This window comes from Streptomyces sp. NPDC057445, assembly GCF_042802855.1.
GTDB lineage: Bacteria > Actinomycetota > Actinomycetes > Streptomycetales > Streptomycetaceae > Streptomyces.
Genome location: NZ_JBHVDH010000012.1, coordinates 55,466 through 79,709 on the forward strand (window position 1 = coordinate 55,466; position 24,244 = coordinate 79,709).

General features: G+C 70.5%; 25 protein-coding genes. 11 read left to right on the top strand and 14 right to left on the bottom strand.

The window, feature by feature from the left end:
• A complete protein-coding gene (locus ACFU5O_RS23865) occupies window positions 1–792 on the bottom strand; it encodes a metal-dependent hydrolase (RefSeq protein WP_384243735.1) in 792 nt (263 codons plus the stop codon).
• A gap of 111 nt (window positions 793–903) precedes the next feature.
• Here ACFU5O_RS23865 and ACFU5O_RS23870 point away from each other — a divergent pair, with 111 nt between their 5' ends.
• The 3 genes from ACFU5O_RS23870 to ACFU5O_RS23880 are packed head-to-tail and all read left to right on the top strand — an operon-like array spanning window position 904 to window position 4,844.
• Window positions 904–3,426 carry a DEAD/DEAH box helicase gene (locus ACFU5O_RS23870; RefSeq protein WP_384243736.1) on the top strand — a complete coding sequence of 841 codons (2,523 nt, stop codon included), beginning with the start codon at window positions 904–906 and terminating at the stop codon, window positions 3,424–3,426.
• 16 nt (window positions 3,427–3,442) lie between these two features.
• The gene (locus ACFU5O_RS23875) at window positions 3,443–4,327 is read left to right on the top strand and encodes an acyl-CoA thioesterase (protein WP_384243737.1); all 885 of its coding nucleotides are present in this window, start codon (window positions 3,443–3,445) and stop codon (window positions 4,325–4,327) included.
• A gap of 31 nt (window positions 4,328–4,358) precedes the next feature.
• Window positions 4,359–4,844 (top strand): glutathione peroxidase, encoded by a 486-nt coding sequence (locus tag ACFU5O_RS23880; protein WP_384243739.1) that lies wholly within the window; start codon window positions 4,359–4,361, stop codon window positions 4,842–4,844.
• A gap of 97 nt (window positions 4,845–4,941) precedes the next feature.
• Here the strand turns inward: ACFU5O_RS23880 and ACFU5O_RS23885 are convergent, their stop codons facing one another.
• Window positions 4,942–6,168: an acyl-CoA dehydrogenase family protein gene (locus tag ACFU5O_RS23885; protein WP_384243740.1), complete on the bottom strand. Its 1,227-nt coding sequence runs from the start codon at window positions 6,166–6,168 to the stop codon at window positions 4,942–4,944.
• Between the two features lie 163 nt (window positions 6,169–6,331).
• On the opposite strand from ACFU5O_RS23885, the gene ACFU5O_RS23890 reads away from it, so the two are divergent.
• Complete coding sequence (locus tag ACFU5O_RS23890; RefSeq protein ID WP_384243741.1) at window positions 6,332–6,988, top strand: TetR family transcriptional regulator; 657 nt, start codon at window positions 6,332–6,334, stop codon at window positions 6,986–6,988.
• Between the two features lie 26 nt (window positions 6,989–7,014).
• Here ACFU5O_RS23890 and def read toward each other — a convergent pair whose 3' ends face one another.
• Window positions 7,015–7,608, bottom strand: coding sequence for a peptide deformylase (def, locus tag ACFU5O_RS23895; RefSeq protein WP_384243742.1), 594 nt, complete (start codon window positions 7,606–7,608; stop codon window positions 7,015–7,017).
• A 125-nt stretch (window positions 7,609–7,733) separates the two neighbouring features.
• Here def and ACFU5O_RS23900 point away from each other — a divergent pair, with 125 nt between their 5' ends.
• From ACFU5O_RS23900 to ACFU5O_RS23920, 5 genes are all read left to right on the top strand, one after another.
• A complete protein-coding gene (locus ACFU5O_RS23900; protein ID WP_384243743.1) occupies window positions 7,734–8,972 on the top strand; it encodes a MurT ligase domain-containing protein in 1,239 nt (412 codons plus the stop codon).
• An 18-nt stretch (window positions 8,973–8,990) separates the two neighbouring features.
• On the top strand, window positions 8,991–9,719 hold the full coding sequence (locus tag ACFU5O_RS23905) for a type 1 glutamine amidotransferase (RefSeq protein WP_384243744.1): 729 nt from the start codon (window positions 8,991–8,993) through the stop codon (window positions 9,717–9,719).
• Between the two features lie 192 nt (window positions 9,720–9,911).
• Window positions 9,912–10,937: a 6-phosphofructokinase gene (locus tag ACFU5O_RS23910; RefSeq protein ID WP_384243746.1), complete on the top strand. Its 1,026-nt coding sequence runs from the start codon at window positions 9,912–9,914 to the stop codon at window positions 10,935–10,937.
• 167 nt (window positions 10,938–11,104) lie between these two features.
• Window positions 11,105–12,064: a cytochrome c oxidase assembly protein gene (locus ACFU5O_RS23915; RefSeq protein WP_384243747.1), complete on the top strand. Its 960-nt coding sequence runs from the start codon at window positions 11,105–11,107 to the stop codon at window positions 12,062–12,064.
• A 139-nt stretch (window positions 12,065–12,203) separates the two neighbouring features.
• A complete protein-coding gene (locus ACFU5O_RS23920) occupies window positions 12,204–12,362 on the top strand; it encodes a hypothetical protein (RefSeq protein WP_384243748.1) in 159 nt (52 codons plus the stop codon).
• Window positions 12,363–12,483: 121 nt separating this feature from the next.
• Here ACFU5O_RS23920 and ACFU5O_RS23925 read toward each other — a convergent pair whose 3' ends face one another.
• The 6 genes from ACFU5O_RS23925 to ACFU5O_RS23950 all read right to left on the bottom strand — a co-directional run bounded on the left by ACFU5O_RS23925 (window position 12,484) and on the right by ACFU5O_RS23950 (window position 17,686).
• Complete coding sequence (locus ACFU5O_RS23925; protein ID WP_384243750.1) at window positions 12,484–13,218, bottom strand: anti-sigma factor domain-containing protein; 735 nt, start codon at window positions 13,216–13,218, stop codon at window positions 12,484–12,486.
• Window positions 13,215–13,739: an ECF RNA polymerase sigma factor SigK gene (sigK, locus tag ACFU5O_RS23930; protein WP_384243914.1), complete on the bottom strand. Its 525-nt coding sequence runs from the start codon at window positions 13,737–13,739 to the stop codon at window positions 13,215–13,217. Before sigK ends, ACFU5O_RS23925 begins: the two co-directional genes overlap by 4 nt.
• A gap of 209 nt (window positions 13,740–13,948) precedes the next feature.
• Window positions 13,949–14,383 carry an ATP-binding protein gene (locus tag ACFU5O_RS23935; RefSeq protein ID WP_384243751.1) on the bottom strand — a complete coding sequence of 145 codons (435 nt, stop codon included), beginning with the start codon at window positions 14,381–14,383 and terminating at the stop codon, window positions 13,949–13,951.
• A gap of 132 nt (window positions 14,384–14,515) precedes the next feature.
• A complete protein-coding gene (locus ACFU5O_RS23940) occupies window positions 14,516–14,983 on the bottom strand; it encodes a hypothetical protein (RefSeq protein WP_384243752.1) in 468 nt (155 codons plus the stop codon).
• Between the two features lie 421 nt (window positions 14,984–15,404).
• Complete coding sequence (locus ACFU5O_RS23945) at window positions 15,405–15,983, bottom strand: hypothetical protein (RefSeq protein WP_384243754.1); 579 nt, start codon at window positions 15,981–15,983, stop codon at window positions 15,405–15,407.
• Window positions 15,980–17,686 carry a PHP domain-containing protein gene (locus ACFU5O_RS23950; RefSeq protein ID WP_384243755.1) on the bottom strand — a complete coding sequence of 569 codons (1,707 nt, stop codon included), beginning with the start codon at window positions 17,684–17,686 and terminating at the stop codon, window positions 15,980–15,982. The genes ACFU5O_RS23945 and ACFU5O_RS23950 overlap by 4 nt, the downstream gene beginning before the upstream one ends.
• 370 nt (window positions 17,687–18,056) lie before the next feature.
• On the opposite strand from ACFU5O_RS23950, the gene ACFU5O_RS23955 reads away from it, so the two are divergent.
• Both ACFU5O_RS23955 and ACFU5O_RS23960 read left to right on the top strand, forming a co-directional pair.
• Window positions 18,057–18,647 carry a hypothetical protein gene (locus tag ACFU5O_RS23955; RefSeq protein ID WP_384243756.1) on the top strand — a complete coding sequence of 197 codons (591 nt, stop codon included), beginning with the start codon at window positions 18,057–18,059 and terminating at the stop codon, window positions 18,645–18,647.
• A 675-nt stretch (window positions 18,648–19,322) separates the two neighbouring features.
• Entirely contained in the window at window positions 19,323–20,048 is a 726-nt protein-coding gene (locus ACFU5O_RS23960; protein WP_384243758.1) for a lysophospholipid acyltransferase family protein, read from the top strand.
• Here ACFU5O_RS23960 and ACFU5O_RS23965 read toward each other — a convergent pair.
• Genes ACFU5O_RS23965 through ACFU5O_RS23985 form a run of 5 tightly spaced genes read right to left on the bottom strand, consistent with a single transcriptional unit; the run spans window position 20,009 to window position 24,243 of the window.
• Window positions 20,009–20,803: an urease accessory protein UreD gene (locus ACFU5O_RS23965; protein WP_384243759.1), complete on the bottom strand. Its 795-nt coding sequence runs from the start codon at window positions 20,801–20,803 to the stop codon at window positions 20,009–20,011. The two genes, ACFU5O_RS23960 and ACFU5O_RS23965, sit on opposite strands and share 40 nt — an antisense overlap.
• Window positions 20,800–21,489, bottom strand: a complete 690-nt coding sequence (ureG, locus tag ACFU5O_RS23970; protein WP_384243760.1) for an urease accessory protein UreG — start codon at window positions 21,487–21,489, stop codon at window positions 20,800–20,802. The genes ACFU5O_RS23965 and ureG overlap by 4 nt, the downstream gene beginning before the upstream one ends.
• A gap of 21 nt (window positions 21,490–21,510) precedes the next feature.
• Window positions 21,511–22,206: an urease accessory protein UreF gene (locus ACFU5O_RS23975; RefSeq protein ID WP_384243761.1), complete on the bottom strand. Its 696-nt coding sequence runs from the start codon at window positions 22,204–22,206 to the stop codon at window positions 21,511–21,513.
• An 11-nt stretch (window positions 22,207–22,217) separates the two neighbouring features.
• Window positions 22,218–23,939 carry an urease subunit alpha gene (locus ACFU5O_RS23980; RefSeq protein ID WP_384243763.1) on the bottom strand — a complete coding sequence of 574 codons (1,722 nt, stop codon included), beginning with the start codon at window positions 23,937–23,939 and terminating at the stop codon, window positions 22,218–22,220.
• Window positions 23,932–24,243, bottom strand: a complete 312-nt coding sequence (locus tag ACFU5O_RS23985; protein ID WP_384243764.1) for an urease subunit beta — start codon at window positions 24,241–24,243, stop codon at window positions 23,932–23,934. The genes ACFU5O_RS23980 and ACFU5O_RS23985 overlap by 8 nt, the downstream gene beginning before the upstream one ends.
• Window position 24,244 lies beyond the last annotated feature (1 nt).

Genomic DNA, 24,244 nt, shown 5'->3' on the forward strand with positions numbered 1-24,244 from the left:
TCAGATCAGGTTCATGGCCGCCGCCGCGCCCACCCCGCCGAGCAGCATGAACACCGGCATGAGCACCTTCAGCTCCACCCAGCTGCCTGCCCGGAAACGCATGGCCTTCGGTGGGCCCACCGGGTACCAGCGCTTGTTGCCGATCGGGATCGGCCACAGGACCGGGCAGCCGGAGACGGTGAGCGCGTCGCCGATGTCGTGCACCAGTGCACCGAGGACGACCGGCAGACCGAGCCAGAGGTACTCCTGGCCCGGGCCGGTGAACAGCCAGTCCGCACCGCTGCCCGGTTTGTCCAGAACACCGGCCAGGATCCATGCGCTCGTCGCGCCGAGCAACCACACGAGTACGTCGCTGGAGACCCGTGCGGCCCGCCAGAGCAGGCCCTCCACCGCGAGCACGAGATGGACGAAGAGGATCGCGAGGACCGCCCAGCGGTCCCCGGCCATGGCCAGCCCCGACGTTCCGGCGCCGATCAGCACCGCCCACAGCCAGGTGTGGGTGAGCGTGCGGTGACCCCCGGTCCTGCGCTTGTCGCCCTGTTTCTTCGTCGCTTTGTAGACCGCGTACGACAGTTTGTCGACCACCTCGCACACGACCCGCGAGACCGGCCCGAAGGCCCGCGAGATCGTCGCCGCCTTGTGGTCGAGGTCGGGCGCGAGCGCCGCTCCGGCACAGATCAGTGCACCGACCACGAGAACGGGCCACGGCATCGGGTGTCCCGCGGCGGCGGCCGCTGCCCCCACCCCCAGCCAGGCCGCTGCCCCCGACAGGGAGTGCGCCGGTCCCATCATGCTGTTCCCGCCCCATTTGTCTTGTTGTTACGCCGAGTTGACGGCACAGGCTACCGGTAGCGATCTTCCTTGCGGCGACCGGTTCCCTCATCGGGACCGAAGCCAGGCAAGATGGGGGGCGTGACCCTTATCGATCAGCTGCCGCCTGAAGCCGACCCCGATGCCCTCTTCGAAGCCTTCTCGTCATGGGCCGAGGACCGGGGCATCTCGCTCTACCCGGCCCAGGAGGAGGCGCTGATCGAGGTGGTCTCCGGGGCCAATGTGATCCTCTCCACGCCCACCGGCTCGGGAAAGAGTCTGGTGGCGGCGGGGGCACACTTCGCGGCGCTGGCCCGCGACGAGGTCACCTTCTACACGGCGCCGATCAAGGCGCTGGTCTCGGAGAAGTTCTTCGATCTCTGCAAGCTCTTCGGTACCGAGAACGTCGGCATGCTGACCGGAGACGCGTCCGTGAACGCGGACGCGCCGGTCATCTGCTGCACCGCCGAGGTCCTGGCCTCGATCGCGCTGCGTGACGGCAAGCACGCGGACATCGGCCAGGTGGTGATGGACGAGTTCCACTTCTACGCGGAGCCGGACCGCGGCTGGGCCTGGCAGATCCCGCTCCTCGAGCTCCCCCAGGCACAGTTCGTGCTGATGTCGGCGACGCTCGGCGACGTCTCGATGTTCGAGAAGGACCTGACCCGCCGTACCGGCCGCGAGACCGCCGTCGTCCGCTCCGCGACCCGGCCGGTCCCGCTCTCGTACGAGTACCGCACGACGCCGATCACCGAGACGCTGACCGAGCTGCTGGAGACCAAGCAGGCGCCGGTGTACATCGTGCACTTCACCCAGGCCCAGGCCGTCGAGCGCGCGCAGTCGCTGATGAGCATCAACATGTGCACGCGCGAGGAGAAGGACCAGATCGCCGAGCTGATCGGCAACTTCCGGTTCACCACCAAGTTCGGGCGCAACCTCTCCCGTTACGTACGCCACGGCATCGGCGTCCACCACGCCGGAATGCTGCCCAAGTACCGCCGCCTGGTCGAAAAGCTCGCGCAGGCGGGTCTCTTGAAGGTCATCTGCGGTACGGACACCCTCGGCGTCGGCGTCAACGTCCCCATCCGTACGGTGCTGTTCACCGCGCTCACCAAGTACGACGGCAGCCGCGTCCGTACGCTCCGCTCCCGCGAGTTCCACCAGATCGCGGGCCGCGCCGGCCGGGCGGGCTTCGACACCGCCGGGTTCGTCGTCGCCCAGGCACCCGAGCACGTCATCGAGAACGAGAAGGCCCTCGCCAAGGCGGGCGACGACCCGAAGAAGAAGCGCAAGGTCGTCCGCAAGAAAGCCCCTGAGGGCTTCGTGGGCTGGACCCAGAACTCCTTCGAGAAGCTCATCACGTCCGACCCGGAGCCGCTGACCTCCCGCTTCAAGGTCACCCACGCGATGCTGCTGTCGGTGATCGCCCGGCCCGGCAACGCCTTCGAGGCCATGCGCAAGCTGCTCGAGGACAACCACGAGCCGCGCAAGCAGCAGCTCAAGCACATCCGCCGGGCCATCGCGATCTACCGCTCACTCCTCGACGGCGGGATCGTGGAGCGGCTGGAAACCCCCGACGCCCAGGGCCGTATCGTCCGGCTCACCGTCGACTTCCAGCAGGACTTCGCGCTGAACCAGGCGCTGTCCACCTTCGCACTGGCGGCGTTCGACCTCCTGGATCCCGAATCGCCTTCGTACGCCCTGGACATGGTGTCCGTCGTCGAGTCGACCCTGGACGACCCGCGCCAGATCCTCGCCGCCCAGCAGAACAAGGCGCGCGGCGAGGCGGTCGGCGCGATGAAGGCGGAGGGCATCGAGTACGAGGAGCGGATGGAGCGGCTGCAGGACATCTCGTACCCGAAGCCGCTGGAGGAGCTCCTGTGGCATGCGTACAACGTCTACCGGAAGTCGCACCCGTGGGTCGGCGACCACCCGGTGTCGCCGAAGTCCGTCATCCGTGACATGTACGAACGGGCCCTTTCCTTCACCGAGTTCACCTCCTTCTACGAGCTGGCCCGCACCGAGGGCATCGTGCTGCGCTATCTCGCGAGCGCGTACAAGGCGCTCGACCACACCATCCCGGACGATCTGAAGACCGAGGACCTGGAGGATCTGATCGCCTGGCTGGGCGAGATGGTCCGCCAGGTCGACTCGAGCCTGCTCGACGAGTGGGAGCAGCTGGCGAACCCCGAGGTGGAGACGGCCGAGGAGGCCCAGGAGAAGGCCGACCAGGTCAGGCCGGTCACGGCGAACGCCCGTGCCTTCCGGGTGCTGGTGCGCAACGCGATGTTCCGCCGGGTGGAGCTGGCCGCGCTCGACCAGGTCGGGGAGCTGGGCGAGCTGGACGCTGATTCGGGCTGGGACGCGGACGCGTGGGGCGAGGCGATGGACGCGTACTGGGACGAGTACGACGACCTGGGGACGGGGCCGGACGCGCGCGGTCCGAAGCTGCTGTCCATCGAGGAGGACCCCGGGCACGGTCTGTGGCGGGTCCGGCAGACCTTCGCCGACCCCAATGCCGATCATGACTGGGGCATCAGCGCGGAGGTCGATCTGGCGGCCTCCGACGAAGAGGCCAGGGCCGTGATCCGGGTCACCGCCGTCGGCCAGCTGTGAGAGTGGAGAACAACAGATGACCAACCCCGCAGAGCGGCTCGTCGATCTGCTCGACCTGGAACAGATCGAGGTCGACATATTCCGCGGGCTCAGCCCGAACGAATCGCTGCAGCGCGTCTTCGGCGGGCAGGTCGCCGGCCAGGCCCTGGTCGCGGCGGGCAGGACGACGGACGGCGCCCGCCCGGTCCACTCGCTGCACGCGTACTTCCTGCGGCCCGGCGTCCCGGGTGTGCCGATCGTCTACCAGGTCGAACGGGTCAGGGACGGCCGGTCGTTCACGACCCGCCGTGTCACCGCCGTGCAGCAGGGCCGCACGATCTTCAACCTCACGGCCTCCTTCCACCAGCCGGAGGAGGCCGGCTTCGAGCACCAGCTGCCGCCACGGCTCGACTTCCCTGCGCCGGAGACCCTGCCGAGCGTCACCGACGAGATCCGCGAGCACCTCGGGGCGTTGCCTGAGGCCCTTGAGCGCATGGCCCGCCGCCAGCCCTTCGACATCAGGTACGTCGACCGGCTGCGCTGGAGCGAGGAGGAGGCCAAGGGGGCGGACCCGCGCAGCGCGGTCTGGATGCGCGCGGTCGGCCCGCTCGGCGAAGACCCGCTCGTCCACACCTGCGCCCTCACGTACGCGTCCGACATGACCCTCCTGGACGCGGTCCGTATCCCGGTGGAGCCGCTGTGGGGTCCGCGCGGCTTCGACATGGCCTCGCTGGACCACGCGATGTGGTTCCACCGCCCCTTCCGGGCCGATGAATGGTTCCTCTACGACCAGGAGTCGCCGATCGCGACGGGCGGCCGTGGGCTGGCCCGCGGCCGGATCTACGACCGCGAGGGACGGCTGTTGGTGTCGGTCGTCCAGGAGGGGCTGTTCCGTCCCGTGCGGCAGGCCGTGCGAGAGTGAGCGGAGAAGCCCTGTTACCGAGGAGAAACCGATGACTCTGCGCGACATCCCGCTGCGTACCCTGACCGGCGACGCCACATCCCTCGCCGACTTCGCGGACAAGACCGTGCTGCTGGTCAATGTGGCGTCCAAGTGTGGTCTGACGCCGCAGTACGCAGGGCTCGAGCGTCTGCAGAAGCAGTACGAGGACCGTGGCTTCACCGTGCTGGGCGTGCCGTGCAACCAGTTCGCGGGGCAGGAGCCGGGGAGCGCCGAGGAGATCCAGACGTTCTGCTCGACGACCTACGGCGTCTCGTTCCCGCTGCTGGAGAAGACGGACGTGAACGGCGACGACCGGCACGCGCTGTACGCGGAGCTGACGAAGGTCGCCGACGCGGAGGGCGAGGCGGGCGACATCCAGTGGAACTTCGAGAAGTTCCTGATCTCGCCGCAGGGGGAGGTCACCCGCTTCCGTCCGCGCGTCGAGCCGGACGCGCCGGAGGTCGTCGCCGCGATCGAGGCACGCCTGAGCGCCTGAGCGCCTGAGCGCCTGAGCGGCTGAGCGACTGAGGGCGCCGAAGGGGGCGCCGTACGGTGGCCGTACGGCGCCCCCTTCGGGTCAGGCACCGTCCGGTCTAGCGGATCGGCATGCCTGACAGCGTCCTGGCGATCACGAGGCGCTGGATCTCGCTCGTGCCCTCGAAGATGGTGTATATCGCGGCATCACGGTGCATGCGCTCCACCGGATACTCGCGGGTGAAGCCGTTGCCCCCGAGGATCTGGACCGCCTGGGCGGTGACCTTCTTGGCGACCTCGCTGGCGAAGAGCTTGGACATCGAGCCCTCGGCCGCGGTGAACGGCTTGCCGGCGACCGCCATCCAGGAGGCGCGCCAGACCAGCAGCCGGGCCGCGTCGATCTGGGTGCGCATGTCGGCGAGCTGGAAGGCGACGCCCTGGTTGTCGATGATCGGGCGGCCGAACTGCTCGCGGGTCCTGGCGTATTCGAGCGCGTAGTCGTACGCGGCGCGGGCCGTGCCGACCGCCATGGCGCCGACCGCGGGGCGGGACGCCTCGAAGGTGGCCATGGCGGCGTTCTTCACCCTTTCACCGCCCGTCCCGGCGCGCTCACGGGCGCGGGCGAGGCGCTCGTCGAGCTTCTCCTTGCCGCCGAGCAGACAGGACCCCGGGACGCGGACGTCCTCGAGGACGACCTCGGCCGTGTGGGACGCGCGGATGCCGTGCTTCTTGAACTTCTGCCCCTGGGAGAGCCCGGCGGTGTTCGGCGGGACGATGAAGGAGGCGTGGCCCTTCGTGCCCAGCGCCGGGTCGACCACGGCGACGACGACATGGACGTTGGCGATACCGCCGTTCGTCGCCCATGTCTTCGTGCCGTTGAGGACCCATTCGTCCTTGGCCTCGTCGTAGACGGCGCTGGTGCGCATCGAGCCGACGTCGGAGCCGGCGTCCGGCTCGGAGGAGCAGAAGGCGGCGACCTTCACGTCGTCGACGTCGCCGTACATCTGCGGGATCCAGGTGCCGATCTGCTCCTCCGTGCCGTTGGCGAGGACGCCGACGGCGGCGAGTCCGGTGCCGACGATGGACAGGGCGATGCCGGCGTCGCCCCAGAACAGTTCCTCCATGGCCATGGGGATGCCGAGGCCGGTGGGGTCGAAGAACTGCTGGGCGTAGAAGTCGAGGGAGTAGATGCCGATCTTGGCGGCTTCCTGGATGACCGGCCAGGGAGTTTCCTCACGCTCGTCCCACTCCGCGGCGGCCGGGCGGATCACGTCCTTCGCGAAGCCGTGCAGCCAGTCGCGTACCTGCTTCTGGTCGTCGTTGAGATCGAGCGTGAACTCGCTCATGTCCCCTCCTGATGTGCGCGCATCCGCATGTTACTAGCGGTAACCGCAGTCTGTTACCGGTAAGTAGCGCCTGTCAACCGCCCCGGGTGCACCCGGCGCGCTGTCCCCGCGGAGTGTTACGTTGCGCAGGCTTCACGGATTTCGCACGGGCGGGGAGAACCCTATGGACACCACAGCGCAGCAGACCGACCAGCAGCGGTCGGCGGACCAGCGGCGGCGGGAACTGCTCGAAGCCGCTGACCGAGTGGTGCTCCGGGACGGGCCGCAGGCGTCCATGAACGCGATCGCCGCGGAGGCCGGGATCACCAAGCCGATCCTCTACCGCCACTTCGGCGACAAGGGCGGGCTCTACCGGGCACTGGCCAAGCGTCACACGGACGCCCTGCTGGACTCCCTCCGGGCAGCGGTCGACGCGCCGGCCGACCGGCGTGAGCGCGTCGAGAACACCCTCGACACCTATCTCGCGGCGATCGAGGCGCGGCCTCAGGTGTACCGCTTCCTGATGCACCCGGCCGAGGACTCCCAGCAGTCCGAGCATCCCGAGCAGGGCTTCGACGTCGGCCGTCATTCGGCGCCGCTGCTGCGCCGCCTCGGCGAAGAGCTGGCCAAGGTCATCGAGGAACGCGTCGACCTGGGCCCCGGCGGCAGCCAGCTGGCCAGGGTCTGGGGCCACGGCATCGTCGGCATGATGCACGCGGCCGGGGACTGGTGGCTCGGCGATCGCCCTTGCTCCCGCGCCCAGTTGGTGACGAGTCTCGTCGACCTGCTGTGGGGCCGCCTCGCCGAGGTCGAGGACCGCGACGGCGGCCCCGGGTTCTAGAGCGTGGGGTTATAGAGCGTGGGGTCCTAGAGCGTGGGGTTCCGGAGCGTGGGAGTCTCGAGCGTGTCCGGGAAGGTACGGCCGCGTCCCCAGGGTGCCCGCCGCACCGCCCGCAGTGCGCGCGTGCGCCGCAGACCCGTCACATGGTCCAGATAGACCCCGCCCTCGAGATGGTCGCACTCGTGCTGCAGACAGCGCGCGAAGAAGCCCGTGCCGTCCACCCGCACGGCCTCTCCGTCCTTCGTGACCCCCTCGACGACAGCGTGGTCGAAGCGAGGCGTGCCCGCCTCGATCCCGGGCAGCGACAGGCACCCCTCGGGGCCGCGCACCGTGATCCCGTCCGCGGTGACGAGCCGCGGATTGACGACATGCCCGAGGTGGCGGACGTCCTCGTCGTCGGGGCAGTCGTAGACGAACACCCGGAGCGGGACGCCGACCTGGTTCGCCGCGAGGCCCACGCCCTGCGCGGCGTACATCGTGGCGAACATGTCCTCGATGAGCTTCGCGAGGGAGGGACCGAAGTCCGTGACGGCCTCGCAGGGTGCGTGCAACACCGGATCTCCGAGCAGGCTCATGGCTCGTACGAGTCCGGAACTGCCGGGGATCGGGCGGTTTCGCATGGCGGTAAGCGTACGTTCCAGCCATGTCCTCGGTGACCTCCGGGTTCGTCATGGGTCCGCAGTTCGGGCCCCTGGCCGGATCTCGATAGGCTGAGCCCGGACCGACGCAAGGAGGATCAAGGACGATGGCAGGCAACTCGGAGCCGCTGTCGCCGCGGGCCAAGCTGGCCGTGACGGCAGGCAAGGCCGCAGCGGCGGTGTCACGCGCCGCGGGACGCGGCAGTGGATCGGTGATCGGCGGCCGGGTGGCGCTCAAACTCGACCCGGACCTGCTGAGCCGGCTGGCTCAGCATCTCGACGTCATCCTGGTGTCGGCGACCAACGGCAAGACCACCACCACGCGACTCATCGCCGAGGCCCTGCGCGCCAGCGGCGAGGTCGTCTCGAACGCGCTGGGCGCGAACATGCCCGCCGGTATCACCTCCGCCCTCGCCGGCGGCTCGGACGCCAAGTACGGCGTCATCGAGGTCGACGAGAAGTACCTGGCCGGTGTCGCACGTGACACCACGCCCAAGGCCATCGCGCTGCTCAACCTCTCGCGCGACCAGCTGGACCGCGCCGCCGAGACCCGGATGCTCGCCGAGAAGTGGCGCGAGGGCCTGTCCGGGACGAAGGCCGTGGTCATCGCGAACGCCGACGACCCGCTGATCGTCTGGGCCGCCTCCTCCTCCCCCAACGTGGTGTGGGTGGCCGCGGGGCAGGAGTGGAAGGACGACGCCTGGTCCTGCCCCTCCTGCGGCGGTGTGATGCAGCGCCCGGGCGACGACTGGTTCTGCGGCGAGTGCGGCTTCCGCCGCCCCGCGGTGAGCTGGGCGCTGCACGGCGACCACGTCCTCGACCCGCACGGTTCGGCGTGGCCGATCCACCTCCAGCTGCCCGGCCGGGCCAACAAGGCGAACGCCGCGACCTCCGCCGCGGTGGCCGCGGTCTTCGGCGTGCCGCCGCAGGTGGCACTGGAGCGCATGTACCAGGTGCAGGCGGTCGCCGGCCGGTACGACGTCGTCTCCTTCCTCGACCGCGATCTGCGCCTGCTGCTGGCGAAGAACCCGGCAGGCTGGCTCGAGACCTTCTCGCTGATCGACCCGCCCCCGACTCCGGTGATCCTTTCCGTCAACGCCAGGGGCGCGGACGGCACCGACACCTCCTGGCTCTGGGACGTCGACTACACCAGGCTCGCGGGGCACCCGATCCTCGTGATCGGCGACCGCAGGCTGGACCTGGCCGTGCGTCTCGAAGTCGCGGGGCTGGACTTCCGGGTCTGCGACACCGTCGACGAGGCCGTGCGGCAGGCTCCGCCCGGACGGATCGAGCTGATCGCCAACTACACCGCCTTCCAGGACGTACGCCGCCGCGTCGGCAACTGATCGCAGAGGAATGTGAGCATGAGCGACAGCAGTCTGCGCCTGGTCTGGGTCTACCCGGACCTGCTCAGCACGTACGGGGACCAGGGCAACGCCCTGGTCGTGGAGCGCCGGGCCAGGCAGCGCGGACTCGGCGTCACGCGCGTCGACGTCCGCAGTGACCAGCCGGTGCCGACCTCCGGTGACATCTATCTGATCGGCGGCGGCGAGGACCGCCCGCAGCGGCTCGCGGCCGAACGGCTGCGCCGCGACGGAGGCCTCAGCCGGGCCGCGTCGAACGGCGCGATCATCTTCTCGGTCTGCGCCGGGTACCAGATCCTCGGTCACGAGTTCATCAACGACCTCGGCGACCGGGAGCCGGGCCTCGGTCTGCTCGACGTCGTCTCCACCCGGGGCGAGGGGGAACGCTGCGTCGGGGACGTACTGGCCGATATCGACCCGCGTCTCGGCCTGCCGCAGCTGACGGGCTTCGAGAACCACCAGGGCATCACCCATCTCGGCCCGACGGCCCGTCCGTTCGCCCGTACCGTGCTCGGCAAGGGCAACGGCACCGGCGACGGCACCGAAGGCGCGTACAACGACACCGTCTTCGGTACGTACATGCACGGTCCCGTCATGGCCCGCAATCCGCAGATCGCGGATCTGCTGCTGAAGCTGGCCCTCGATGTGAACGCGCTGCCGCCGACCGACGACCGGTGGTACGAGGCGCTGCGCAACGAGCGCATCATGGCGGCGACGCAGCCCGCCTGACGGACGCCCGACGGACGAGCCCGGCGCACCGCGCCGGGCTGTTCGTGCGGGGCCGGGCTTCGTACGGATCCCCGGTGTCCACTGGGCGGACGTCCGGTTCGGCTCCCGCCCCCCGTCGCCGGTAGGGTGGCAGCGATCCAACCGGACGACGTGGTCCGGGACTCGGCCCACGTTGCAAAGGTATTCGGGCTAATGCGCATTGGTGTCCTCACCTCCGGCGGCGACTGCCCCGGTCTCAACGCGGTCATCCGTTCCGTCGTGCACCGAGCCGTCGTCGACCACGGCGACGAGGTCATCGGCTTCCACGACGGCTGGAAGGGTCTGCTGGAGGCCGACCACCGCAAGCTCGACCTCGACGCAGTGGCCGGCATCCTGGCGCGCGGCGGCACGATCCTCGGCTCCTCCCGCGTCCAGCCGGCCCATCTGCGCGACGGCGTCGAGCGCGCCAAGGGGCATGTCGCAGAGCTGGGCCTCGACGCGATCATCCCGATCGGGGGCGAGGGCACGCTCAAGGCCGCCAACCTCCTCTCCGAGGCTGGCCTGCCGATCGTCGGCGTACCCAAGACCATCGACAACGACATCGCGTCGACCGATGTGACCTTCGGCTTCGACACCGCGGTCGGCGTCGCGACGGAGGCGCTCGACCGGCTGAAGACGACCGCGGAGTCGCATCAGCGTGTGCTGATCGTCGAGGTCATGGGCCGCCACACCGGCTGGATCGCCCTCCACTCGGGCATGGCGGCCGGCGCGCACGCCATCGTCGTACCCGAGCGTCCCTTCGACATCGACGAGCTGACCAAGCGGGTCGGCGCGCGCTTCGAGGCGGGCAAGCGCTTCGCGATCGTCGTGGTCGCGGAGGGCGCCAAGCCGCGTGAGGGGTCGATGGAGTTCGACGAGGGCGGCAAGGACATCTACGGGCACGAGCGCTTCGCCGGAGTCGCCCGGCAGCTCTCCGTCGAGCTGGAGGAGCGACTTGGCAAGGAGGCGCGGCCGGTGATCCTCGGGCATGTGCAGCGCGGTGGTACGCCGACCGCGTACGACCGCGTCCTCGCCACCCGCTTCGGCTGGCACGCCGTGGAGGCGGCGCACCGCGGCGAGTTCGGCATGATGACGGCGCTGCGCGGCACGGAGATCACGATGGTGCCGCTGGCGCAGGCCGTCGAGACGCTGAAGACCGTCCCGGACGAGCGGTACGCCGAGGCCGAGTGCGTCCTGTGATCCGCTCGCACATCGCCTGATCCGCTCACACATCGCCTGATCCGGTGGCCCAGGTCATCCGATCGGGTTGTACGTCCTCGACCGCCCCCGGCCGCAGCAGCGGTCGAGGGCGGTTCTAATCTGGTGCGGACAACAAGCGCGAATCGGGACGCTCCAGGAGTACACAGATGGATCACAGCGGGCACGGCGAGCACGGTATGCCGATGGATCTGCCGCCGTTCACGCTGGGGCGGGGCCTGGAATTCTCCGGGGACCCCTTCTTCCTGACCGGCTGCCTCGTGGCTCTCGGGCTCTACGGCTGGGGCGTCGTCCGGCTGCGGCGGCGCGGCGACGCGTGGCCGGTGGGACGGACCGTCCTGTTCGCGGTCGGTGTGCTGAGCATCGCGCTGGTGATGTGCACCAGGCTGAACGACTACGGCATGGTCATGTTTAGCGTGCACATGGTGCAGCACATGGTGATCAGCATGGTCTCGCCGATCGTGCTGCTGCTCGGCGCCCCGGTGACGCTCGCGCTGCGCGCGCTGCCGGTGGCGGGCCGTGGCCGCAAGGGACCGCGCGAGCTGCTGCTCGCCCTGCTGCACAGCCGCTACATGCGGATCGTCACGCATCCCGCGTTCACGATCCCGATGTTCATCGCGAGCCTGTACGGGCTCTACTTCACCCCGCTCTTCGACTTCCTCATGGGGTCGAGGCCCGGGCACATCGCCATGATGGTCCACTTCCTGGCCGTCGGTCTGATCTTCTTCTGGCCGATCATGGGCGTGGATCCCGGCCCGCACCGCCCCGGATACGTGATGCGGATGCTGGAGCTCTTCGCGGGCATGCCGTTCCACGCGTTCTTCGGCATCGCCCTGATGATGGCCAGTGAGCCCATGGTGAAGGCGTACGCGAATCCGCCGGCCTCCCTCGGGATCGGCGCGCTGTCCGACCAGAACGCGGCGGGCGGCATCGCCTGGGCGTTCAGTGAGATCCCGTCCGTCCTGGTGCTGATCGCCCTGGTGTTCCAGTGGTACCGCTCCGATCAGCGCCAGGCGGTACGCGAGGACCGGGCGGCCGACCGGGACGGGGACAAGGAGCTGGAGGCGTACAACGCCTATCTGGCCTCGCTCCAGGCACGGGGACGATGAGCCGGGTGTGAGCGGGACCGTCGGCGGGCGGGAGCCGGTGAGCGCCCGGCAGTAGCGCGATGGCCACCTCAGGGGTCACGATGGCTCCACGGCCCTGGCCACGGCCCCAGCCACGGCGCCGGCCTGGAGGAGGACGCGCATGTCCGGTTCCACGAAGACGATGGGTGTGCTCACCGTCGCGGCCCTGGTGGTCGTGACGGCCTACACGGTGGCGCTCGGCAGCAACGGCTGGCTGTGGTTCGGCTGGGTCGTACTCGGCCTTGTGACCCTCGGGATGCTGGCTTCCAAGCCCACATAAGGCGCGGCTCGGGTCGGCCACACGCTCCGGGCGGTCAGCGCGGGTGAAGGCTGCCCGCGTCGGTCAAGGCGGTCCGCGTCGGTCAAGGCCGCTTCGGCGCTCGGGCCGCGCGTCCGTTCCGTCACGCGGGGAGAGGGATCATGCCCAGCGGTGGGCTGGTGGGCTGCGGTGAACCACCGGCGGGCTCGACCGTGATTCCGACTGCCGTGGCCTGTCCCACCGGACCGGCGAGCAGCCGCAGATGCTGCGCATCGGTTCCTCTGAGCAGCCCGGCGGGCCTGAACGAGCCGTCCTCGCTGAACCACAGTTGGTACGTCTTGCCGGCCGGAAGCGGCGGCATCCGGGTGGCGATGAACGCCGCGGAGTCCTGGCTTCGCGAGACGGCCAGCGTGCAGTAACCCCAGGCCGACAATTCCTGTGTGCGGAACTTCGCGTCGGGAGCCGCCACGATGTCGGCGATGCCGGCTGCCTGCTCCTCCAACGCGGTCATCTCCGACCTGGCGCTCTCCGCCTCCTGGTGCTGCCAGACCGCGATGCCACCGAAGGCGACGGCCAGCGCGAGGCACGCGGCGAGCACCAGCCGTGACAGCCTCCGTCCGAACCCCGCAGCGGACGGATCCTCGGGAGGGTCCTGCTGGGTGGTGTCGATCCTCTCGAGCACACGCCGCTTCAGCTCGGCCGGAGGTTCGAGCGCCACCGCCTGTGCCAGCCGCGTGACCGTGGCCGAGAACTCCGCCACCTCCCGGGCACAGGCCTTGCAGGAGGCCAGGTGCCCCTCGAACGCGCGGCGTTCCCGCGGCGGCAGGGCGTGCACGACATAGGCGCCGGAAGCGACGTGCGGATCGTCGCCGTTCATCGCGCCACCCCCAGACAGTCACGAAGCCGGATCAGAGCGTCACGAATCCGCGCCTTGACCGCGCTCACAGGCTGGGACAGTGATTCGGCGACCTGCCGATAGGTCAGTCCCCGGTAGTACGCGAGCGTCACCGACTCCCGCTGGAGCTCTGTCAGGGTCTCGAGGCAGCGGCGAACCTGCTGGTGTTCGAGGCGGGCCTCGACCTGCTCCCCGACCTCGTCGAACGGTGCCATCGGCTCCAGCAGGGCGAGCTTGCGCTCCCGCTCGCCACGCGCCTGGGCCGACCGTACGCGGTCAACCGCGCGGCGGTGCGCCAGCATCAGCACCCATGTCATGGCGCTGCCCCGTTCCGGACGGAACCGTCCGGCGGTGCGCCACACCTCCACCAACACGTCCTGGGTCACTTCCTCGGACTGCGCCGGGTCCCTGAGGACCTGGTACACGAGACCCATCACCGGACCACTGACCGCCTCGTACAGGGACTCGAAGGCGGCGTCGTCACCCCGGCCCACGAGCACCATCAGCGCGTCAAGCCCCTGGCGGCTCGGCCGGTGCCGGTCATCAGGACCTGGATGGGCTGGTGACACGCGCGTTCCCTCGTTCGTCGTGGGCACGGCACCCTCAGGCGGGTCAGTCATCCATGCCACCACCGATCCGGATCGGCCGCATCCCAGGCACCGCCCGCCGGGCCGGGAGCGTGCCGCCCGGCCGACGGGCCGCCGGACGGCCGTCAGGGCAGGTGGCCACCCACTGCGCCGAACGTCGCATGGACACGCTTCCCGTTCCGGACACGCTCCGTGGAGACGCGCGCGCCGAGGTCCTCGGCGATGCCAAGGCCCCGGCCGCCCGTTGCGTACGCCACCTCCGGTGCCCGGAGCACCGGGGCGGCGGTCGACCCGTCGGTCACCGCGACGTCCACGGCTCCGGCTTCCGCCGTCAGAACGAGTGCGTAGGGGCCCTCGGCATGCAGGACGGCGTTGGTGACCAGCTCGGACACGATCAGCAGAATGTCGTCACGACGTCCCGGGGCGAGCGGGGGCCGGAGGCCGGCGAGGAAAGCGGCGACAGCCCGGCGGGCCAGGCCCGGTGCCCTGGTTCCCGAGGGGAGCGGAAGGTCGAGCGCACCGAGCGGTGGCCGCGGCGTGTGAACGAGAGACGCTGTCATGACGTTGTCCCCTGACGTGGTGCACGGCCGGTACCCGGTGTCGAGATCGGTCCGTCGAGCAGAGAGAGGTTCCAGGACCTCGGTCGGTCGCGAATCCTGGAACCTCAGCCCGCGGTCAGGTGGCCGTTCCGGTCACCGGTGGCCGCAGTCCCAGTGGCCCTTCACCCAGTGCTTGTCCCAATGACCACCGACGAAGACGAACTTCCCGTGGTCCGTGTGCCCCCTGTCGTCGTGATGACGACCGTCATGGTTCCGGCCGTCATGGTTCCGGCCGTCGTTGTCACGGCCGTCATGGTTGCGGCCATCGTGATCCCGGCCGTCGTGATCCCGGCCCTCATGGTTGCGGCCGTCGTGATCCCGGCCGTCGTTGTGCCCCTTGTGGTCCCTGTCGAAGTGGTCCATCCACCTCATCTCGAAGTGGCCGCTCTTCCAGGTACACCGGTCGTTGTGATCGCTCGTGACATACGAGGTCGCCGCGGTGGGAGCCGAAGCGGGAGCGGCGGCGGCCGCGCCGGTGGCACCCAGCGCGGCGCCACCGGCCAGCAGCCCTGTGGCGAAGGCACCTGCGATGAGACGGCCGACTCCGATCGAAGCAGTCATCCGGACACACCTCCTTCTTGTTCGGACAGGACGTACAGGCCCGGATGGCGTCCGGACGGGCCGTGAGCCCTTTCCCGCCTTTACGGGAACCGGCACCGGTGCCGTGTACGGCATGACTGCAGTGGTTCGGAGCCGACGCACATCTGGATAGGCGCAAATCGCCGCAAAAGCTGGTGGCCGCGGCGGCGCCGATATCCGGCGCTTCACCCACACCAAGGAGACTCGGGCCGGGTTTCGCGGACAAGGCGAAGTGGCTCCTCAGGGCCGTCTCTCCGGGATCGGCACGGACTTCCAGGAGGGCGATGCCCCGGGCCCCGAAGGTGCCGTCGTCCACAATCTGATCACCGGTCAGAACCCGCCTCCCGCACCCGCTCCCCGCCGGGCTGCTGCGGAGGCCGGCCTGCCGGGAGGGGTCCGGTTCTCAGCCGTCGGAGACGTGATCAGCGCAGCACGGGGTGGGGTCCGGGACCTCGAACGGGATCAGGGTGCCACCCGCCGCGGGCATCACGGTCAGCACCAGCCGTCCTGCACGCCACTCGGGCCGCACATGGTCCCGGGTGACGATCTGCTGCCCGGCGTCGAGAGGGCCGGCCGCTCCCAGCGCGACGACCTCGTCGATCGCGGAAGCCGCCGACAGCGCGGCGACGGCCGGCGCCCCGGTGAGCGCCGACGAGCCGGGGAAGACCACCGCCCGGCCCGCCGACCGGGCCGTGTGCTCGGCAGCGGCCTGGGCGGCTCCCGCCGCGAGCTCCCGAGGGCCCGAGCGCCGGTCCCCCAGCGCCAAGCCCGTCCCCGGTGCGGTGAGGTGCCGCCAGGCGTCGCCCTCGGCGACCCCGGCCGGCACCGCGAAGGAGAGCGCGATGTGCGGGCGGCCGTCGCGGATCAGATGTGTGCAGGCGAACACCGTCCCGGGCGGGGCGAGCTCCCGCGCCAGGTGATCGGCGTCGCGCAGGCCCGTGCAGCCCGTATCGACGCCGATCACCGTCAGGCGTGGGCTCATGAGGGCAGGACCCAGATGGGATTGGAGTAGAACCACAGGTCGTTCCACGGGTCCGCGGCACCGACCACGTCGAGCGCCGGGCCCGCCGGGTCGACCGAGACTCCGCCCGCGCCGACAGCGGAACGCTTGCCGTCGGTCCCGCGCAGCCGGACGTACAGCGGGCCGTCGACCCGGCCGAGGCGGTAGGTGAATCGGACCGCGCCCGCCGATCCGTTCACCTCGAAGGACCGCACGACCTTCGCCGTCGGGGCGGTGAAGGTGTCCCTGTCGGCGACCTGGCCGGTGACCTCACCCTGGACGACGTCGACCCGCGCCAGCCGAGGGACGAACTGCGCCCAGTTGGGACTGTTCGCGAGCGCGATCTCGATGCTCAGCTCGGCCTCGGTGCCGCGAGCGACGTGCAGCGCGCCGCCCAGGGTCGCCCAGCGCCCGCCGCCCTTGACCCGCGCGCCCAGGCCACTGATCAGACCGCCGTGGTCGACCCACACCCGGCCTGCCCGCAGACCGTCCATGACGGCGGCGTACGAGAATCCGTCGGCGCCCACGTGCGTACGGCTGTACTGGCCGGGCCAGTAGTCGCCCTGGGTCAGGTCCGTCCCGCCGGAGTAGACGGGATCGGTGTGCCGGCCGTTGGCGGTGAAGTCGCTGTCGGGGCCGCCCCGCTTGGAGGTGTCCGCGTAGACCTGGTGCGAATCGGAGTTGGCCGTGATCCACCAGGGCCTGCCCTCGGCGAGGAGGCTGTCCCACAGTCCGCCGACGGTGGCGGTCATCCAGTCGAAGCCGCCCCAGGTGCGGTAGCTCTCCAGCGGGTAGCCGGCGAACGAGTTGGCGCCCGGGTTGTTGTCGTAGAAGCCGCGGGCCCGGCCGCTGCCGGGGGCGGGAAGGCCGGCGGCCTGGTGGCCCGGCGCGCCCTCCATGCCCACGGCGATCTGTGGGTGGCTGCCCGTCGCGTCGCGCCAGCCGCGGATCTCGTGCGGCGAATCGACTCCCCGGCGGGCGGGGTGGTTGGCGAGCATGAGCGCGTCCTTGACCTTGCGCCGCCGCACCTGCTCGGCGAGGAACCGCAGACCGGAGATCGCCAGCGCCTCATTGGCGGGGGTGCTGTCGCCGGCGTTGCGCATGCTGCCGTCGTAGGAGGTCTCGAACTCCTTGAGCACGGAGACCTCGTTGCGTCCGGGGTGGACGAAGACCGTGCCGTGTTCGGCGGCCGGGATGTTCCACTCCAGGCCCTGGAAGACCAGGGCGCCGGGGAACTCCTCGCGGGCGTGCCGAATGTCGGGGTTGACCTTCTCCACACCGATCCTGGCGTGGGTCTCGCTGCCGTGGTCGGTGATGACCAGCCAGTCCATGCCGTGCCGCGCGCCTTGCTTGACCTGGTCGATGACGCGGTACTTGCCGTCGCTGCTGTACTGGGTGTGGATGTGGTGGTCACCGGCGAGCCAAAGGAACCCGCCACGTCTGCCGTTCCGGCGGTCCTCGCTCCCCCGGTCGTCGGCCGCGGCGGCCGTCGCTCCGCCGAGGACGCTCGAACCGGCTATTCCTGCTCCGAGCAGGCCTGCGCGACGCAGCATCGAGCGGCGGGAGTGCTGCTCTGGCGTGAGCTCGCTGTCGGGCACGGACGCGTCGAGCGCCGGAGGCAGCGCCCCGGCTTCCGCTCCGTGGTGGTGGTGGTGCGGATGGTCGTGTCCGTGACCGTGGCCCATCTCAGCTCCTGCATCCGAATGCCGATGGTGCGCGACGAGGCTGGCCGATGCAGATGAACGCAGAGCAGTCACGGGGTGGAGGCACAGGGGCGCTCAGCGGGCGGAACGGGTGGGTCAACTTCCTTTGCGATCCGCGCACTTGGGCTTCGGCCGCCAGACCTGCACAGGGCTGCGGCGCAACGGGGCAGAGGGGCTTGAAGACCGATGGACCGCTCGAGCGCACCGCACCGCACTCCGCGTGCCACCAAGACGAAAGGCGTCGAAAAGATCTCGCGGCTGCGTCGGCAGCACCCTGCGCCCACAGCGCCGCCGCCGGTCCGGCAGGGGGCTTTATCGGACGTTTAGAGCGTGACCCCTAGGGTGGAGCCCCATGGCTACTGACAGCACCAAGATCACCGAAGCAGCCGACAGCAACCCCGAGAGCGAGCAGAAGCAGACCCCGGAACCGGTACGGCCCCGGGAACCCCTCGACAAGGCCACGGACGGGAGGGAAGAGATCAGCGGCGCGTCCGACGAGGTGGACGAAGACTTTCCGGATACTGCCGCCGACATCGCCCCCGCCGGCGGTTTCGCGGCGGGTGCGGCCGCCGTCGTCAGCGCCGGGCTGGGGCTCGGGTCCCTCACCGGCACGCCCCTCAGCGACATGCTGCGGTCCCGCAAAGAGCTGATCGGCCAGATCGAGGCCAGCACCGGCGGTGGTGGCGACCAGATCAACGCCTTCTACAGCGCTCCTTGGCACACTGCTGCCCTCGTGAACGGGATCTTCGCCCTGGCCGCCGTCGTCATCGGCGGTGCGCTGGTGGCCGTACACGCGCGGCGGGCAGACACCCGGCCCTGGGTGAAGGCCGTCGCCCTCGGCGGCGTCGCTCTCGGTGGGATCGGGTTGCTCGTGGCGGGCGGTATGTACCTCGATGTCTTCGCAGGCACGCCCGAGCTGCCGACTTCCCGACCTGCCGGCTGAATGCGGCTTCCACGCATCCGGCCTGACCGGTGGAGCACTGATGACAGTCGTCGGCGTTTCCCGCGGGCGTCGGCCGGCGGCCGGCCGACGCCCGAGGGCGTGTTTCGCCGTGCGGCAGGGCCACGCGTGACGCGCGAACAGGCCGGCCGCCTCGCCCGGCCGCTCCCGGCACCTCCGTCACCATCGCCCTCCTGCGCCAAGACGCCGACGGCCTGATCGACGGCATCGCCCACCGACTTCCTGGTTCCGCACCACCGAGGCCCGCCGGCACCCGCCCGGCGGGCCTCACTCGCGCGCCCCGCCGGCGCCCGCAAGCCGCTCATGCCAGGTGCGGGGCGCCACCGTGTGCGATGAGCCTCGCCGGTCATGTGACGCCGGGTCGCCGCGGGTGACGGCGGCACGGAGCTGCCCGCGGCGGCCGCGCCGCCGGCACCGCCGCATGGCGCCGGATCGACGTCGGCGAGGGGCCGTTCGCCCCCGACCGTAACCGCCACCACCGGACACCGGCACGCAGCTGACGTACCGTCACGAAAGCCGGGAACGAGTCGGCACGAGTCCGATCCCAGGTGGTTACAGACAGCGAGTCATGCACATACACTGACCCCTCTGAAACACCCGTGACCTGCCAAAACGCCGCACGCAAGGGCCGCATCCGGCACAGTGGGGAGAGACTCCGTGTTCTACTACGTGCTCAAGTACGTCGTCCTGGGCCCGCTGCTGCGGCTGCTTTTCCGGCCCAGGATCGAAGGACTCGAGCACATCCCGGCGGACGGGGCAGCGATCGTCGCGGGCAATCATCTGTCGTTCTCGGACCACTTCCTGATGCCGGCGATCATCAAACGGCGCATCACCTTTCTCGCCAAGGCCGAGTACTTCACCGGACCTGGCGTCAAGGGCCGGCTGACCGCCGCCTTCTTCCGCAGCGCCGGACAGATCCCGGTGGACCGATCGGGCAAGGAGGCCGGGCAGGCGGCCGTCCGCGAGGGGCTCGGTGTGCTGGGACGGGGCGAGTTGCTGGGCATCTATCCGGAGGGCACACGCTCGCACGACGGCCGGCTCTACAAGGGCAAGGTCGGTGTCGCGGTGATGGCCCTCAAGGCGCAGGTGCCGGTGGTGCCGTGCGCGATGGTCGGTACGTTCGAGATCCAGCCGCCCGGTCAGACCCTGCCGAAGATCCGGCGGGTGACCATCCGCTTCGGCGAGCCGTTGGACTTCTCCCGCTACGCCGGCATGGAGAACGAGAAGGCGGTGCTGCGCGCCGTGACCGACGAGATCATGTACCAGATCCTCGCGCTGTCCGGGCAGGAGTACGTCGACGAGTACGCCGCCAAGGTGAAGGCGGATCTGGCCGCCGCGCAGCATCAGCCAGGGAGGTTTCCGCGACTGCGGCGCAGGCCCTGACCGGTGCACGGCAGGGCGGCAAGGGCCTCGTCGAGCACCTGGCGCAGCACCAGTGCGTCCGGGGCCACCGCGGTGACCAGGACGGCCGGGCCCGCGAGCGGGGTGAGCACGGCCGTTTCCCCGAACAGCCGCGGCTCGGCGGGCTGCTTCCCGAACTCCGGGTCGACGACGAGGAGTTGCCCGACGGCACGGTGCCCCGCGAGGACCGCGCCGCCGTCCCAGCCGCCGCGGCCACCGGGTACGCCGGGACCGTAGGCCAGCTCCTGGTCGAGCAGCGGGCGGCCCGCGCGATGCACGGTCAGCCGCGCGGTGAGACTTCCGGTCTCCTCCCCGTGCCGTCCGAGGATCTGCTCCTCACGCAGCACCAGCCGTGCCGTGGCGGCGAGTTGAACGCGGGTGTGCATCCGCAGATCACTGCCGCGGGCACTGATGAGCTGTTCCGGCAGCCAGTGCAGCTCGGCGTCCTCGTCCACGGTCAGCGCCACGTCGTACGTGGCCTGCCGTACCGGCTCACGGCCCGGCAGGGCGACGGTCGCTGCGGCCGAGCCGATCCGCAGCCTGGCCCCGGACCTGGCCTCCGCCTCGATGGCCAGCCGGTCCCCGCCGAGCGGTGCGCTCATGGCTCCCACCACCGTGACCCGGGTGTACGGCCCGTCGGCCCGGGTACGGCGCAGCGCGAGCGGTCCGGCGCTCTCGAGGACGGGCAGAGCGCCGTCGCGGGTGGCGGCGATCCGGGCGGTGGCCTGGACACTCACGCCGCGGCGGCCCAGGACGAGAGCTGTGCGCGCACCCAGTCGGCAACCGGGCCCACACCGTTCTCCGCCGTGAGGGAGGTGAACGCTACGGGGAGTTCGCCGCGCTGCTCCCTGGCGTCCCGGGCCATGCGCTGCAGATCGGAGCCGACGTAGGGGGCGAGGTCGGTCTTGTTGACGACGAGGAGGTCGGCGGTGGTCACTCCGGGCCCGCCCTTGCGCGGGATGTCGTCCCCGCCCGCCACGTCGATGACGAAGATCTGGGCGTCGACGAGGCCCTTGGAGAAGGTCGCGGTGAGGTTGTCCCCGCCGGACTCGACCAGGATCAGATCGAGCGGCCCGACCGTCTCCTCCAGGTCCTCGACGGCCTCGAGGTTGGCGGAGATGTCGTCGCGGATCGCGGTGTGCGGGCAGGCGCCGGTCTCGACGGCCTGGATGCGCTCGGGCGGCAGCACCGCGTTGCGCAGCAGGAACTCGGCGTCCTCGCGGGTGTAGATGTCGTTGGTGACCACTGCGATGGAGAGCTGGTCGCGCAGGGCGCGGCAGAGGGCGGCGACGGTCGCGGTCTTCCCGGAGCCGACCGGGCCGCCGAGGCCGATGCGCAGGGCACGCCGGGTGCCGTCGGAACGTACGGCGTGGGCACCGACGGCGGAGGGGCCGTCGTGATCGTGGGTGTGGCCGAGGTGCATGGTGCGGCTCCTGAGGGCTGTCTACGAGGCGAAGAGACGTACGGGCCAGGCCGCGTGCTGCTCGGCGGTGATGTCGAGCAGCGGAGCCGAGGCCGCCGGCAGTGCGTCGATGCCCTGCCGGGCTGCGGTGCAGGCGCGCTCGGCGACCTGGTCCATGTCGGGCGCGAGGCGGGCGAGGACAGCGGTGGCCTCGAAGGGGTCCAGACCGAGAAGGCGTACCGCGGCGGTGGCGGGGCCGCTGACCGTCTCGTACACGGCGCAGTGCGCGGCGTCCAGCGGGCCCAGTCCCGCGGCGCGGGCCGCGAGCCCGAGGACGACCGGCTGGTGCGCTCCTTTCGGCAACGCCGCCGCGAGGGCGTCGAGTTCGGACGAAGGCCAGGTGGCGCGGGCGGCCCGCATCAGCTGCCGCCCGAGCTTGCGCCCGGTTGTGCGCAGGGCGGACGAGGGAGTGCGCGCGTCGGCTGCCTCGTCCAGTGCGAGCGGGTCGAGCCCGAGCGCCGCGGCGGCGGCGAGCGCGGCGGCGGTCAGACCCGTGGTGTGCAGCCGTCCCCGGCAGAATCCGGCCAGTCCGGCGGCGTCGTGGATCCGCCCCGCCTTCACGGCGGCTTCCGCACCGCCGGAGTGCGCGTGCCCTCCGGCCGGAAACCGCCCGTCGGCGAGGACGAGCAGCGCTGCGCGGGCCGGCGCCGGCGACTGGGTACGGTGGCTTGTCTCCATGGTTCAGAGGTTCAGAAGAGGAAGTACCGCTGTGCCATGGGGAGTTCCTCCGCCGGCGCGGGTTCGACGGGTTCACCGTCGATCGTCACCGTGAAGGTGTCGGCGTCGACCTCGACCCGCGGCAGGGAGTCGTTCTCGCGCATGTCGGCCTTCGTGACACCACGGGTACTGCGGATCGGGACGAAGCGCTTGCCGAGGCCCAGGTGTTCCGGCAGCCCGTCCTCGATCGCCGCGGCGGTCGCGAAGTTGAGGGAGTTGGCGGCCGGGGCGCGGCCGATGGCGCCGAACATGGGGCGTGGCAGGACCGGCTGCGGAGTGGGGATGGAGGCGTTGGCATCCCCCATCTGCGCGTACGCGATCTGACCGCCCTTGATGACCAGTTGCGGTTTGACGCCGAAGAACGCCGGCTCCCAGAGCACCAGGTCGGCGAGCTTTCCCGTCTCCACCGAGCCGATCTCATGGTCCATGCCCTGCGCGACGGCGGGGTTGATCGTGTATTTGGCGACATAGCGACGCGCCCGCAGATTGTCGGCACGGCCGTCGCCGGGCAGGGCCCCTCTGCGCTGCTTCATGACGTGCGCCGTCTGCCAGGTCCGCAGGATCACCTCGCCGACACGCCCCATGGCCTGGGAGTCCGAGGAGATGATGGAGATGGCGCCGAGGTCGTGCAGAACGTCCTCCGCCGCGATGGTCGACGGCCGGATACGCGACTCGGCGAAGGCCAGGTCCTCGGGGACGGCCGGGTTGAGATGGTGGCAGACCATCAGCATGTCGAGGTGTTCCTCGATGGTGTTGACGGTGTGCGGGCGGGTCGGGTTGGTGGAGCTGGGCAGGACGTAGGGCTCCGAGACGACGGTGATGATGTCCGGCGCGTGACCGCCGCCCGCACCCTCTGTGTGGTACGCGTGGATCGTGCGTCCGGCGATGGCGGCGAGGGTGTCGCCGACGAACCCGGCCTCGTTCAGGGTGTCCGTGTGGACGGCGAGTTGCGCCCCCGTCTCCTCGCAGACGGCGAGACAAGCGTCGATGGCTGCCGGGGTCGCTCCCCAGTCCTCGTGGATCTTGAACCCGATCGCGCCACCGCGCAGTTGTGCGTGCATCGCCTCACGCGACACCGTGTTGCCCTTGCCGAGCAGGCCGATGTTGACCGGGTGGTGCTCGAGGGCCTCGAACATCCGGGCAAGGTGCCAGGAACCCGGTGTGATGGTGGTGGCCTTGGTGCCCTCGGCAGGACCGGTGCCGCCGCCGACGAGCGTGGTGATTCCGGAGGACAGTGCCTGGTCGACGATCGTCGGCGAGATGAAATGGACATGGGCGTCGATCGCGCCCGCTGTGACGATCTTCCCGTTGCCGGCGATGATCTCGGTCTCGGGCCCGATGACCAGCGCGGGGTGGACCCCGTCCATGGTCTCGGGGTTGCCGGCCTTCCCGATGCCCGTGATGCGCCCGTCCCGGATGCCGATGTCGGCCTTGACCACGCCCCAGTGGTCGAGGATCACCGCTCCGGTGACGACGGTGTCGGGTGCGCCCTCGGCTCGGGTCGTACGGGACTGGCCCATCGACTCGCGGATCACCTTGCCGCCACCGAAGACGGCCTCGTCCCCGGCACGTCCGGGACCGCCCGAGCGGTCCTCCTCGATCTCGACGAGCAGCGCGGTGTCGGCGAGCCGGATGCGGTCGCCCGTCGTGGGGCCGAAGAGGTCGGCGTACACGGCTCGCGTCAGTTCAGCCATCGAGGGCACCTCCGGTCTCTCCGCGCAGTCCCGCCACGACGCGCAGACCGGCCAGCGGTACGAGCTCGATGTCGACGGGGATGCCGGGCTCGAAGCGGACGGCTGTGCCTGCCGCGATGTTCAGCCGTCGCCCGCGGGCCGCGGCGCGGTCGAAGGCGAGGCCGGGGTTGGCCTCGGCGAAGTGGTAGTGGGAGCCGACCTGGACGGGCCGGTCGGCGGCGTTGAGCACGGTCAGGCGCGTGACCTCACGGCCTTCGTTCAGCCGGACGGGCTCGTCGGCGTGCAGGATCTCTCCGGGAATCATC